The sequence below is a fragment of the Vibrio sp. V10_P2A27P122 genome, assembly GCF_963874335.1.
Taxonomy (GTDB): Bacteria; Pseudomonadota; Gammaproteobacteria; order Enterobacterales; family Vibrionaceae; genus Vibrio; species Vibrio anguillarum.
The window spans coordinates 1-14,066 of sequence record NZ_CAWNHY010000304.1 but is presented as its reverse complement, the minus strand read 5'-3'; the positions used below and the strand labels follow the sequence as shown (position 1 = coordinate 14,066).

The 14,066-nt window shown below is 44.7% G+C and carries 12 protein-coding genes; 4 read left to right on the top strand and 8 right to left on the bottom strand.

Annotation, left to right across the window (positions count from 1 at the left end; all coding sequences use genetic code 11):
- Positions 1–43 precede the first annotated feature (43 nt).
- Positions 44–340, top strand: a complete 297-nt coding sequence (gene ihfA, locus AACQ17_RS16930) for an integration host factor subunit alpha (protein WP_010319630.1) — start codon at positions 44–46, stop codon at positions 338–340.
- A 71-nt stretch (positions 341–411) separates the two neighbouring features.
- Here the strand turns inward: ihfA and AACQ17_RS16925 are convergent, their stop codons facing one another.
- Positions 412–1,185 (bottom strand): phosphoribosylglycinamide formyltransferase, encoded by a 774-nt coding sequence (locus tag AACQ17_RS16925; protein WP_094145800.1) that lies wholly within the window; start codon positions 1,183–1,185, stop codon positions 412–414.
- 347 nt (positions 1,186–1,532) lie between these two features.
- Between AACQ17_RS16925 and AACQ17_RS16920 the strand changes: the two genes are divergently transcribed.
- Together AACQ17_RS16920 and AACQ17_RS16915 are read left to right on the top strand one after the other, a co-directional pair.
- Entirely contained in the window at positions 1,533–2,180 is a 648-nt protein-coding gene (locus AACQ17_RS16920) for a thiopurine S-methyltransferase (RefSeq protein ID WP_094147588.1), read from the top strand.
- Between the two features lie 121 nt (positions 2,181–2,301).
- Entirely contained in the window at positions 2,302–3,600 is a 1,299-nt protein-coding gene (locus tag AACQ17_RS16915; protein ID WP_094147007.1) for a methyl-accepting chemotaxis protein, read from the top strand.
- 64 nt (positions 3,601–3,664) lie between these two features.
- Here AACQ17_RS16915 and purT read toward each other — a convergent pair whose 3' ends face one another.
- A complete protein-coding gene (purT, locus tag AACQ17_RS16910; protein WP_094147008.1) occupies positions 3,665–4,840 on the bottom strand; it encodes a formate-dependent phosphoribosylglycinamide formyltransferase in 1,176 nt (391 codons plus the stop codon).
- Positions 4,841–5,128: 288 nt separating this feature from the next.
- On the opposite strand from purT, the gene AACQ17_RS16905 reads away from it, so the two are divergent.
- Positions 5,129–7,876, top strand: coding sequence for a bifunctional diguanylate cyclase/phosphodiesterase (locus AACQ17_RS16905; protein ID WP_240507687.1), 2,748 nt, complete (start codon positions 5,129–5,131; stop codon positions 7,874–7,876).
- A gap of 58 nt (positions 7,877–7,934) precedes the next feature.
- Here AACQ17_RS16905 and cdd read toward each other — a convergent pair whose 3' ends face one another.
- The 6 genes from cdd to AACQ17_RS16875 form a co-directional block, all read right to left on the bottom strand.
- The gene (gene cdd, locus AACQ17_RS16900) at positions 7,935–8,822 is read right to left on the bottom strand and encodes a cytidine deaminase (protein WP_017044845.1); all 888 of its coding nucleotides are present in this window, start codon (positions 8,820–8,822) and stop codon (positions 7,935–7,937) included.
- Between the two features lie 208 nt (positions 8,823–9,030).
- Positions 9,031–9,711 (bottom strand): CidB/LrgB family autolysis modulator, encoded by a 681-nt coding sequence (locus AACQ17_RS16895; RefSeq protein ID WP_094147976.1) that lies wholly within the window; start codon positions 9,709–9,711, stop codon positions 9,031–9,033.
- On the bottom strand, positions 9,711–10,043 hold the full coding sequence (locus tag AACQ17_RS16890; RefSeq protein ID WP_033197434.1) for a CidA/LrgA family protein: 333 nt from the start codon (positions 10,041–10,043) through the stop codon (positions 9,711–9,713). The genes AACQ17_RS16895 and AACQ17_RS16890 overlap by 1 nt, the downstream gene beginning before the upstream one ends.
- A gap of 124 nt (positions 10,044–10,167) precedes the next feature.
- Positions 10,168–11,592: an exodeoxyribonuclease I gene (gene sbcB / locus AACQ17_RS16885; protein WP_094147975.1), complete on the bottom strand. Its 1,425-nt coding sequence runs from the start codon at positions 11,590–11,592 to the stop codon at positions 10,168–10,170.
- Between the two features lie 151 nt (positions 11,593–11,743).
- On the bottom strand, positions 11,744–13,111 hold the full coding sequence (locus AACQ17_RS16880) for an L-cystine transporter (protein WP_026028454.1): 1,368 nt from the start codon (positions 13,109–13,111) through the stop codon (positions 11,744–11,746).
- Between the two features lie 220 nt (positions 13,112–13,331).
- Positions 13,332–14,015, bottom strand: coding sequence for an NAD(P)H-binding protein (locus AACQ17_RS16875; RefSeq protein ID WP_013856632.1), 684 nt, complete (start codon positions 14,013–14,015; stop codon positions 13,332–13,334).
- Between the last annotated feature and the right edge of the window lie 51 nt (positions 14,016–14,066).

The window sequence follows — 14,066 nt, the reverse complement described above, 5'->3', positions numbered from 1 at the left end:
GCTTAGAAGCAGCAAGGTTTAACATAGCTTTGAGGGAAGTTTTATGGCGCTCACAAAGGCCGAATTGGCTGAAAACCTGTTTGAAAAGCTTGGATACAGTAAACGGGATGCCAAGGAAACGGTTGAAGTGTTTTTCGAAGAGATTCGCAAGGCGCTTGAAAGTGGCGAACAGGTAAAACTATCTGGTTTTGGTAATTTTGATCTACGAGACAAAAACGAGCGTCCGGGTCGAAACCCAAAAACAGGTGAGGATATTCCTATCTCCGCTCGACGTGTCGTAACGTTCCGCCCAGGGCAGAAATTAAAAGCCCGAGTCGAGAACATTAATGTCGAAAAATAGACCGAGCAATAGACCACGCTATGCGTGGTCTTTTTTTTTCTGTTTATGGTGAGTTAAGGGTTCTGAACGTATTAGGCTGCTTGAATATGAGTGGTGATATACGGCTGCCAGGCGTTTTGGTAGAGCTCGATAGATTGGCGACGAAACTGGTTAATTTGCGCCTTTTCAATATCATGTAACGCTCGCTTCTCTAATGCGGCGACACGTTCAAACTTCTGAATCTGTTCATAGAAACGATGCTCGGGGCCATTTTTCACATCGGCAATGGCTTTAAGGTGCAATTGTACTTCTGCAATGACATTGGTTTTAGGAAGTTGAACCAGTAAGTTTAAATCACGATATCCCGATGCCGCAGGCGATTTAAAGCGGTTCTTTACTTTTACGATGCTGGCCTCTCGGCTTAATACTTCATAAGCCTCGACTAAGCTTGGTACATCATTTGCCACAAGGGTTGTTCTGGCTAAATCTGTGATCCTATCAGCTTGCCCACCTAATTCATGTTCTATTTTACTTAATGCTCGGTCACGTGATTTCACGCCAGAAAAGTGAGCCTCTGTTGATGTCAGTAAAGCAGTACTTCTGCACAATGTTTCAAGTTCACGTTGAGCTTGATGAGCTTTACTGTAGAGAATTTCAAAATCGTTATAGGGTTGCAAAGGCTGGTTGTTGGTGGACTGGATGCCATATAAACCGCTTAAACTATGCTTGAACAGTTTAGATGAGAGTTGATTTTTCGATTCACCAACTTTGGCATCACTTTCTGAATTGAACGGAACGGCTGCAAAGGCAGGGGCTCTGCTTAGTACTAAAAGCATCAGTGCCGTAGTACGTAAAAATAGGCTCATTCATTCTCCTTAACTTAGTCTAGGTAAAAGGTGAAACCAAAATAGACCTAAACACGTGATAACCAGAGTCGCTTGCTATGAGATCTTGGGCTAAACAAAGTCAACTCAATAGCTCGTGGAACAATTAATCCATAATTTTGCGCTTTATCACAGGTCTTATCTTCAGACGCCTCGCTAGGCTATCTGTTCAATTTGATGTGTTACCAAGTGTATCTAATGAGGATGAACCAAATATGAACATCTTTATCTGTCTTTGTGCTGTTTGTTTAACCTGTTGGGGATTCACTTATTAGTCAGTAGCATGTACTTTGTCTGGCTGTAGATTTTAATCGTAGAGCACGAAGATAATGAAAGATCCCGAGTTTTGGCACAAGAAATGGGCCTCCAACCAAATAGGATTTCACTTAGAAGATGTGAACCCATTGTTGACCGAATATTGGCCTCAACTCTCACCTCAACGAAATGAAAGTGTATTTGTACCATTGTGCGGAAAAAGTGAAGATTTGATATGGCTCGCTTCCCAGCATGAACAGGTTCAGGGTGTAGAGCTGAGTGAAATTGCCGTTCGTTCCTTTTTTGCCGAGCATTTTTATACGCCAACGGTCACTCGCTTAAATGGAGCGCATGAACTGTATCAGTTTGATGAACTGATGATTTATACCGGAGATGTCTTTATTGCGCCGCTAAAAGCGGTTGAGCTTATCTACGACCGAGCGGCGTTAGTTGCACTGCCCCCTGAAATGCGAGAGGAGTACGTTACTCGCTTGCTTTCACTGTTAAAAGAGGGCGGAAGGATATTGCTTGTGACGCTGGATTACGTTCAAAGTGAAATGACGGGCCCTCCATTCTGTGTCGCCAAAAATGAAGTTGAGTCGTTATTCACTGACTGCAAAGTGACGTGTCTGTTTCGTGACGATGCTGATGAAAATCACCCTAAGATCAGTCAACGAGGATTAAGCCGTTTTGCTGAAGTCGTGTGGTTAATTGAGAAGTAACAGACTATGCTTAAATCGTTTATTTATACATCTTATACAACAATAAATAGGTAGGTTTTAGGCGTTTGATGAGAGCAAGCCATTACGTCTATATCAGCCGCTCTAATACTAAGGAAAAACTATGGGTTTGTTTAGTCGGAAGCCAAACAGCAATCAACAGTCTAAAAAGAGCAGTGATGAACTGGTGGTTGATTCAATAAAACGCACGATGGCTTATATTGAGTTTGATCCACAAGGACATATTCTGACTGCCAGCTCCTCATTCTTACAAGTGTTGGGTTATTCATTATCGGAAGTGGTGGGCCAGCATCATCGAATGTTCTGTGAAAGTGAATTTGTTAATGCGCCTCAATATAGTCAACTTTGGCAAAATTTAGCGCAAGGTAAACCTCATGCGGGGACGTTTTGCCGTTTAACTAAAAGCCATAATAAAGTCTGGATTGAAGCCACGTACATCCCAGTAAAAGATGAGCAAGGAAAAGTGGTTAAGGTGGTGAAGATTGCCAGTGATGTCACTGCTGCAAAAGAGAAATTGGATAGACAAGTGGCTGTATTTGAAGCTGTCGATAAGTCAATGGCTGTGATTTCTTTCACTCCCGATGGGACGGTTGTGGAGGCGAATCCAAACTTTCTGTCCTGTGTTGGGTACAAATTACAAGAAATCGTTGGTAAACCACATCGCCTATTCTGTGACGATGAGTTTTATAGAAAGAACCCGAATTTTTGGGCGTCGCTTGCTAGCGGCCATTTTAAAACGGGATTATTTAAACGTTTTACAAAACATGGTGATGAAATTTGGTTAGAAGCGACTTATAACCCCATCTTTAACGAAAAGCATAAAGTGATTGGTGTGACTAAGTTTGCAACTGATGTCACGCAACGAGTACTGCAAGCTCGGGCGATTAAAGATGCAGCAGAAGTGGCGCATCACACCTCACAAGAAACGGTACATATTGCTCAACTTGGGACGGGAACGCTAGCCGAAGCCGCCTCCATTGCTAAAGAGATTGATAACGCGATCACTAAGGCGAATACATCGATGACGCAACTGGCCAACCAGTCGCAGCAAATCACCAAAATTGTAACCACCATTACAGGCATAGCAGAACAGACTAATTTGCTGGCGCTCAATGCCGCTATCGAGGCTGCGCGTGCCGGGGAGTATGGCCGGGGTTTTGCGGTGGTTGCTGATGAGGTGCGCTCATTAGCCTCCAATACCACCAAAGCGACCGATGAAATTGGTAATATTGTTAAGCTCAATAGCGAACTGACCAACAGTTCTACCTCTATGATGGGGGCAATTCAAGGCCAAGTCACGGCATGTAACAGCAAACTAGAAGAGACGCAAAAGCTGATTGATGAAATGAGAAAAGCCGCGGACAGTGTGGTTGGTACAGTCAGTGAACTGATTAAAGAGTAAGGCTCTGCAGCGAGTATTGTTGGTGAAGAAAATGAAAGCGAGCCTAGTGGCTCGCTTTGCGTTTTTACAGAATCACTTTCACGCTTTTGGCACATTGAATTGCGTTGTGCAAAGCCTGTTTGAGTTCTTTATCTTTCGCCAGAGCAACCCCAAGCCGACGGCGTCCATCAATGTCTGGTTTACCAAACAGACGAAGTTGAGTGTGTGGGATAGACAGTGCTTCATTTATTCCATCAAATCTAAGGTTAGTGGAGGTGCCTTGACCTAAAATAACCGCAGATGCCGATGGCCCATATTGGGTAATACTGTTGATTGGCATACCCGTGAACGCGCGCACGTGTAGCGCAAATTCAGACAGCTCTTGCGAAATAAGGGTGACCATTCCCGTATCATGTGGGCGAGGGGATACTTCATTGAAGATAACATTATCGCCTTTTACAAACAGTTCAACCCCAAATAAGCCGTAACCACCGAGTGCATTAACCACTTGTTCTGCTACATATTCAGCGGCTTTAATTGCGTTAGCCGACATCACTTGTGGTTGCCATGATTCGCGATAATCCCCTTCCTCTTGTCGATGGCCAATGGGAGCGCAGAAATGGACACCATCCACTGCTCGAATCGTCAAGAGAGTAATTTCGTAGTCGAAATCGATAAAGCCTTCGACGATCACTCTCCCAGCTCCACTGCGGCCACCTTCTTGAGCGTATGCCCAAGCGCGGCTAATATCCTCTTGCGTCTTAATCACACTTTGGCCTTTACCTGATGAACTCATCACAGGCTTAACTACGCAAGGCATACCGACATGCTCAATCGCCAGTACAAAATCATTATAGTCATCAGCAAACTGATAAGGAGAGGTAGGTAAGGCAAGAGTTTCTGCGGCTAAACGGCGAATGCCTTCACGGTTCATCGTCAATTGAGTGGCCGTTGCAGTGGGGACAACGTTTAAGCCTTGCGCTTCCAGTTCAACCAGCTTATGAGTGGCAATTGCTTCAATTTCTGGCACCACGTAGTCTGGTTTTTCGAGTTCGATAATGGCTTGTAGCGCATCGCCATCGAGCATATCCAATACGTGGCTACGATGCGCCACCTGCATTGCTGGAGCGTTGGCGTAGCGATCACAGGCAATCACTTCTAAACCAAGGCGTTGGCATTCAATTGCCACCTCTTTGCCCAATTCTCCGGAACCAAGCAGTAAAACGCGGGTGGCATTTTCACGTGTAGCAGTACCAAACATAGTGAATCCTTACATTCAAGCAATAGGTAATAGCGAAAACAGCCAAAATCATACTAAAATTAAGAATAAAAGCAAACGTTTGCCTTTGTGGTGAGAGATGAGTGATTTCCTGTTCGTGCTGCCGATAGAGTGGTTTGTGTAATACGCAGTAAACGAACTCATATCTGTACAAAATTAAGGCTGAAATAGCAATTAATGTGCAGTAAACAGCATTCGAGAAACTGCGTTAAGAATATGAAGTAATTTCAGTCTAAAGTTTATGTGAGATTGACTAAGAAAAAGACACCTATGGCTATGAAAACTTTCTTACGTTTGCGTTTTATTACTCTACACACGAAAACTGCTCTGTTGTTTTCTGTCGGGTTGGTTGGGATCATTCTTAGCAGCTTATTTATTACTCGCCACTTTTTTTTATATAGTTTGAATGAACTTGAATCAATTGAGATTCATCGAGATAGCAATCAAGCTCAGTCGGTAATTCAAGATCTTTTAGCACAGCAAGAAAAGCGTTCTTATGATTGGGCTTATTGGGATGAAACTTATCAGTTGCTGTTGAATGGCGACACTCAATTTGCTGAGCGCAACTTGTATCCTGATTCCCTCGATACTTTAGGTTTAGACGTTTTGGCTTTCATCACCGAATCCTCGCAATTGGTTGAATACTTATGTCGGGATATTGAACCAGGCACAAACTGTTCGTTAGTGGAACAGTTGATACGCTCACAAGGTGTGAGCGACCATTTAATTCAGATGCATCACACACTTGATGAGGATAAAACTAGCCGCTCTGGCCTCATCCGTGTGGAAAATAGTGTGTGGGTGGTGAGCCTAACTCCGGTGCGTAACAGTGAAGGTACGGCTGATGTTGTGGGGTGGATGCTATGGGGACAGCACTTAACCCGCCGTTTCCCTTCTCAGTATCAGAACCTACTAACCGCTAAAAATGACATTGTAGTTACCGATTCTCCTGTGATTTTACCTGTTAGTCATAATCAAGAGGGTATTGAAAGAGATCAAAATAATATCACGCATTACACCTTACTTAGTGATATGACAGGGCAACCTATTGGCTATCTAAAAACCTGTGCTCAGCGGCTTTACTATCAAAAAGGGAACGAAACTTTTTATTATTTGATTTTGACGATCATCATTGCGGCCGGCTTTGTCGCCGTGGCTACTTTTGCTCTGTTTCGCAGCAAGGTAGCCAAACGGTTTGAGAATTTTGAGCGTGGGATCAATCAGCTGATTGAAGAGAGTGCATTCTCTTCACAATCGAATGATAAACAAGATGAGTTTGAACGAATTACAGAACTTGTCCGTTCACTTGCTGCCTCATCCTCCTTGGCGGAAGATAGGCTTAAAGAGACGTTACAGAAATTTGATGCACTCTATCAAAGCCAAAATCTCGGAATGTTGCTGGTGGTTGATCGCTTCATTGTCGATGTGAACCAAGCCTTGTTGGATATGCTTTCTTATTCTAGAGATGAGTTGGTTGGAAAGGTTTTAGATGAGTTTTGTATTATACAAAATGATGTGGTGTGCAGCAGTGAATTACTCTACCAAAATATAGAACAAGGGATGCGTGAATTTGAGGGACATGTTGTTACAAAGGGTCAGCAGCGTTTAGAGTGTCTTATCGAAGCTACATTGATAGAACAACGTGGGCATCGCTCTATCATGCTATCGATTACTGATATCAGCGAGCAAAAGCAGCAAGAACAACTTATTTACGACCTTACCCATTGTGACCCAGTTTCAGGTTTACTTAATCGTCCAACGATGATGAGCCAAGTGCAGCCTTTGATTGACAATCCGACTGAATGTGGTGGGTTTTCCGTGCTCTACCTACGGGTTAAAAGACTAAAAGAAATTTCAGAAGTGTACGGACACAGTGCTTACGATATAGCCGTTAAACATTTTTCGGCTACGCTTAGAAACCGTTTCAATACGTCCATAATGGGACGAATTAGTGAATATGAATTTATGGTGTGTGAGTTGGGTAACGGGGCAACCTCTTTTTTGATTCACAGAGGCACTAAGCTTATCGATAGTTACAAGAGGAAGACTGATATTGGCGGCTTGGAACTCGATTTGAGTGTGGAAGGCGCTGTGATTGATTCACAATTGCCGATCGATTCTTTTGAAACTTTGGTTCAAAGTGGTTTTTATGCCATTCAACAAACAGAGAAAGCTGGAGCCAGCCTGGTTGTTTCAGTGACACAAGAATTGTTTGTTCATGCCCAGAAGTCGTTAGCGATCAATCGAGATCTCATCTCAGCTGTGAAAGATGGCCATATTATTGCTTACTATCAGCCGATTGTTCGTGCAGACAGTGCCGAAATCATTGGCTTTGAAGCTCTAGCTCGCTGGAAGCACCCTCAACTTGGTATGGTTTCGCCAGCCGTATTTATCCCTTTGGCTGAGCAACGTAAAGTGATCATTGAATTGGGAGAGCAGATACTAGGCCAAGCCTGCCAATTTATTAACGAACTGCAAACGCGGTCGCAATTTTCGTTGGGTAAACGGCTAAGTATTCACGTCAATCTTTCTAGCCCGCATTTCTACAGTAAAAAATTGGTCGGGTACTTATCAGTATTGATTGAAAAATATCAAATTGAACCGGGACAATTAGTGCTCGAATTGACGGAAAGTATGTTGTTGGGGGCTGAAGAAGAGACGATCAAACGCATGGATGCGATAAAAAAACTCGGTATACAGTTGGCGCTTGATGATTTTGGTACGGGGTATTCCTCGTTTAGTACATTGTGTGATTTTCCATTAGATATAGTGAAGTTAGACCAGTCTTATATTTCCACATTGGAATCCAATGACAAAGCCAAAACCTTGGTGCGCAGTATTATCAATATGTCGCAAGAGCTAGGCTTAACTACCGTGGCTGAAGGGGTTGAAACTGCTTCGCAACTGCGCAAACTTAAAGTCTGGAATATTGATGAGATCCAAGGCTTCTATTTTTACAAGCCGATGAGTAAACAAGAGGTGTTTGATAATTTGTTGGGCGGAAAGGATATGCGGTAAAACCTGCACCATCAAAAGGCAAAAATCCCCATGCGTTGGGGATTTTTCACTAGAGCGCCTAAACCACAAGATAGGAAAGAGGAATGTCTGGGTTAATTACTTCCAAGGTGGCTTGAGTATCGGCTAAATGGCTAATACTGCCATCAGACATCTCAACTAATGCGGCTGCGACAATATTATCAAAGCGTTGGCCATCCATCATTAACTGAACAAGAGCAACTTGCAATGGTGGTAAGCTTGGGTTGAATGCGGCATTTTCAGCATACGCACCGACGTAGGTTTTACCATTCTCAACTTGCAGGGCAACACCACTGAGATTGTTGGTATAGGGTGCGTAACTGCGGTTTAGGCCATTAAGAGCTAAGCCAATGAGTGGGTCATCTTCGGTAGTTGTTTTGCCGTGGTTAGCGTCTGCCATTAGACCAGAATCAACACCTAAATCGGCAGGACCAAATGATTCAGGTAGGTACTCTTGCAGTGACTTCTCATCACGCTGTGGTAGCTGAATGGCAAGCGAGTCTGCGGTCGTAAGCTCATTCATAAACTGACGGCAGTGCCCACAAGGGCTGAAGTTGATGGTAATGTCAGCAACGCCTTGTTCACCTTTCATCCACGCATGGCTGATGGCACATTGCTCGGCGTGTACGGTTTGGCCTAATTGTGCACCGGAAAACTCCATATTCGCGCCAAAGTACAAACGGCCCGATAAACCTCTGACGATGGCTCCCACGTAAAAGTTTGAAAGCGGTACATAAGCATAGGCGGCCGCAAAAGGCAGCAGTGCAACGCGCAATTCCGCATCGTCTAAGCCAGAAAGAGAAAGCAGTTGGTTGAACTGTTCTGGTGATAGGGTTGCGTCAAAATCATCGCACAGCAGAATGGGCGACAAAAATTCTGCAACGGTTTTTGGCGTATCAGCTAGCGCCTGTTCAATACGGCTTTTCATAATGAGTCCTTATCTATGTATTGAGGAATATTCTAGGCGAAGAATGAAATTTTACTGAGATTTAAATCACGTAATGTAATGTAACGTAATTTTGGTTTTCACATTTAGAGTGAGGTCACACATGAAATCGATTACAGTCAGCCTTAGAGTGAGACACGTCTACAATCAAAATCCATGAGTAGACGTATCTTTGATTTCTGTTGGCACTCTATAGCGTGGACAACCACATTGAAAAAGCAAAAAAACTTGGAGCAAGTATCGATGTGATTACGCCGCACACGACTAATGCAAGTGAACTAAATGCTGCGTCACGTGGATCTTTTTCAGCGCAGGTTGCTGTGCCCAGCGCATGAGATACGGTGCCCATGGTTAAGCCTTTAGCAATTGGATGCGTGATGTTGAGAAGGTTATAGATAGGGTAGGCGAGAATCGCGCCAAACAGCCCTACAATGACCACTAAAACGGCGGCAATGGCTGGCTCCCCACCGAGGTTACTGGAAACTTCCATCGCAATCGGTGTGGTAACTGATTTACCCAGTAGGCTGGCGATTAAATGTATATCCGTTTGAAGATAAACAGCAATTAAGCTGGCAGTGAGCATTGACATAGCACTGCCCACCCCGCAGGCGAGGGCAATGATGCGCCAATTTGAGCGGATCTGAGGCAGTTGTTCATAGAGAGGATAAGCCAGCGCCACCACGGCCGGTTGCAACAGAAAGCTCAGCCACTGGTTATCAGCATAGTAACTGGCATAAGGGATGTCAAAAAATAGCAAGATAGGAATGATGATCACAAGGCTGAGCAGTAACGGATTCATTATGGCCGTTTTGCATTTTTTACTGATCCAACGTGTCAGGAAAAAGACCGCAATCGTGAGCAATAACCACATCACTTATTCCCCTTCTTCAAAAAACGATCCAACCCTAAACCCAGACAAACTAATACGATCAGCGTACCGCCCACCGCGCTGGCAAGAATCGGGATGGCGTTACTCATCAATAAATCAAAATGCTCGATTAATCCGACACTGATAGGGACAAATAAAATGACCATATAACGGATAAAAAGACTGGCACTGGGTTTTACCCATTCGACAGGCACGAGCCCACTTGCCAATAAACTAAACAGAATTAGCATTCCGATAATACTGCCCGGAATGGTGATGCCAAGCCAATGTTGAAGATTGATACCTGCCATCAGGCAAAGGAAAATCAGCCCCATAGAGACCAAATATTTTGCAATGGTATTCACAATAAAAGTCGGTGCCTTGTTGTGCCTAAACTATTTTCGGAAATGGAATCGCAGCGTGTTGGTTTGAAACCTGACAGCGCGAAAACCTCGTACATTAACTCGCGATGTCTTCCACATAACGGTAAACGGATTTTAAAATAGCCATTTTCTTTTCGTCACTGCTGTGGGTGTGAACTAAGTTCTCTAAATTGAGCATGTACTCTTCAAGGTGGCTTTCGAAATAATCACGACAGTGAGTTGCCCAACGTCTTTGCTCTTCGTCACTTAATGTCAATGGGTAATGGCGAGCGCGGTAGCGAAACAGCAAGGGTTCGATGCGCTTATCGCTAAAACTAATGTCTAATGCGGCGAGATTGACTGGGTCAGCTTGGCGAATGATCTCCATCGCCGCTTTGTCGGCTGGAGAGAAGAAACCGTCGTAGAGTTGAGTATCGACATCGTCACTGTGCTTATATTCTCGCTCAATTGTGTAGAGGCCAATCAGCTTTTCTCTAATCTCTGGGTACTGCTTGATGAGCGCTAAGTGTTCAAGGCATAGGTTTCTATCGACCCCGATATGGTCTGCATTTTCGGCCGTTAATGTTTTGGCCGGCGCAAGGATAGGGCATTTATTGAGATGCACTAATTTGATGGGCACTGGCAATTCACCTTCTGCTAACTCTTCGCGTTTGGTATATAGACGTTGATGCAGTTCTTCGCTGCTTAAATCGATCAGGGGTTGAGGGTTTTTGGCAAGGTCCACCACAATAACCGCATTTTGATTGGTGGGATGCCAAGCAATCGGCACGATCCAACTGGTGTATTGGCATTCTCGGCCTAACATACCTGATACGTGCATTAAAGGTGTCATGTTGACGATATCAATCAGATCATTGAGTTTGCGTTTATGGCGCATGTTAAAAAAGTAATCAAATAACTTGGGTTGGGCGGCTTTTACTTTTTTGGCCAGCTCAATGGTGGCGATAACATCGGCCATAGCATCGTGGGCATTCGCGTGTTCGATGCCATTGGCAATTGAGAGATGCTCCAGCTTAAAACTGGTAAAGCCTTCGTCATTTTCGGGCCAGTTGATGCCTTCTGGGCGTAGCGCATGGCAGGCGCGCATCACATCAAGTAAATCCCAGCGTGAATTGCCGTTTTGCCAGCTCCAAGCATACGGATCAATGAAATTACGATAGCAAGTGTAACGCGTTACTTCATCATCAAAACGAATACTGTTGTAACCAAGACTGGTGGTGTTGGGTGTGGCGAGTTGTTGATGAATTTTGGCGATAAATTCAGGCTCTGGTAAGCCTTGGGCCACCGCTTTTTGTGGAGTGATACCCGTAATAAGCGCCGCTTCTGGAGAAGGCAGATAGTCCGCTGGTGGTTGGCAATAGATGACCAGTGGTTCGCCAATAATATTAAAATCCATATCGGTGCGAACGCCCGCAAATTGGCTCGGACGATCTTTCGCAGGGTTGACTCCCCACGTCTCATAGTCGAGGAAAAAGAAAGTAGGCGGGTGCTCTTGTCGCATTCGATAGTATCCAGTCGCTGAAATTTAAGGTTTATTAGACCATTGCCTGTGTGACATAGCAATGTGCGAAGCATGCTCTGATGAGGATTTGAAATGAAAAAGCCGGCGCATTGGCACCGGCTTGGAGAAAAACGAGAACGTTCGATACTTTCTAGGCTTGCTGTTCTTGAACTTGTACCTGTTTACCGTTCAGTAAGCGGCTGGTAATGGTACCTGCCGTCATTGAGCCTGAAACGTTCAACGCGGTGCGGGCCATATCAATCAACGGTTCAATGGAGATAAGCAGTGCTGCAATCGTCACTGGTAGGCCCATCGCTGGTAGCACGATTAAGGCTGCAAAAGTGGCACCGCCACCGACGCCGGCAATACCAAATGAGCTGATTGCGATAATAGCCACTAGCGACAAAATAAAGTGCACGTCCATTGGATTAATACCGACGGTAGGAGCAACCATCACAGCGAGCATGGCTGGGTAAATACCAGCGCAGCCGTTTTGACCAATAGTGGCACCGAATGAAGCCGATAGGTTGGCAATTGCTGGTGGTACGTTCAGCTTAGTGATTTGCGCTTCTACATTCAGAGGAATGGTTGCCGCTGAGCTACGTGAGGTAAACGCGAAGGTCAACACTGGCCAAATTTTCTGAAAATACTCTTTAGGGCTAACGCCTACAAAAGAAACCAAGATACCGTGCACCACAAACATCAATGCAATGGCGACATAAGAGGCGACAATAAAACCGAGCAAACTCAGAATATCGCCCGCACTTGATGTAGCGACAACTTTCGCCATCAACGCCGCAATACCGTAAGGGGTTAGTGCCATCACCATTTTCACGAGGCGCATCACAATCGACTGTATCGCTTCGACAAAGGTGCGGATTGGCGTTTCTAGCTCGGCTTTCTCTGACATTACTTTACGCGCCGCAATACCCGTTAGTACGCCAAAAATAACCACAGCGATGATCGAGGTTGAGCGAGCACCGGTTAAGTCGGCAAAAGGATTGGTCGGAATAAAGCTTAATAGCATTTGAGGAATAGTTAAATCACTCACAGTAGCGGCGCGGCTTTCTAGTACAGCAATACGCGCCGTTTCACGGCTGCCTTCAACGAGGCCGTCTGCTGTTAAACCAAAAGCTTGGGTGACAAAAATACCGATCAATGCCGAGACAGCGGTCGTCAGCAGTAAGATAGAAATGGTCAGGCCAGAGATTTTACCCAGCGAGCCACCTTTATCGAGCTTCACAACCGCAGCGATCATCGACACCAGCACCAAAGGCATAATCACCATTTTTAGCAAACCAACATAGCCGTTACCGACGACGTTGACCCAGCCTAATGTTTCCTTGATGGCCACATGTCCTTCACCAAGAACCACTTGTAGAGCAAGGCCAAATGCGCTGCCTAGGATCAACCCAAGTAGCACTAAGCGTGAAAGAGTGTGAGATTTTTTCTGCTGTCCGAAGAGAAAAAACAGAATGCCAATAAATACTGCGAGTGCGGCAATGGCTGCAACTGACATGATGCGACACCTTAAAAGTTGTGTACCCATGATTACGTTGATCGCCGATGAGCGATGTAGTCGATAATGCTAGGTAAAAGGGGAATAAAAGCGATGAAACGCAACAATATCTTTTAACGTAGGTTAATCCAAAGACAAAATCAGCATGATTTAGAACAAATGGTTATCAATCTTTCTATTGTGCTGGTAAATGAACCGATCGGTGAGTTATTTAAGCAAGTCATTGATACTTCTTGAGCAAGGCAAGCATGTCGCTAGAGTGCAAAATATCTATGGCGTGTGGTTGTATCTGAAAGAGGCAATAGAGCATAGCGCTTGCAACATCTTGCGCGGAAATGGGGATAAAATTGCGTAAGCGCCCTAGTAGCAGAGGGTGCAATAGAGTCAGAATCACTCGTACCCATTTTTCATCCGTTCGCTTGTTTTTCCGAATGCCAGTTAGAGGCCCAGGCCTGACGAAGGTCACTTGTTCAAAACCCATTCGGCGAATGGTTTCTTCCATTCTCCCTTTGCATTGTAAGTAATGAGATCGAGAGCGAGCTTTGGCACCTAAGCTCGAAACGATGGCAATGCGCTTGACACCCAATGTCTTCATTGTTTGAGCAACTTGACAAACCAACTCATAGTCTACTTTCTCCAGCCCCTGCTTTGAACCCGCTTGCTTACGGGTAGTCCCTAGTGCGATGAGACCAAGCTGGGGAGGGACAAAACTTTCATCCCAGTGCGTGATTTGCAACTGCGGATGAATGATTTCTTGCAACTTTGGGTGTTGGATTTCGGTGCTTTTTCTGACTAAAGAATAGATTTGAGAGACGGCTTGCTCTTCTAGCATGATGGCTAAAGCATGCTGCCCAACGAGACCGGAAGCGCCAGCAATAATCACAGTTTTGTGTCGCTTATCCATCGTTTTCTCCTTTTTTACCTTGCAGTGATTGTATGCAGTGCTGCTTACTTA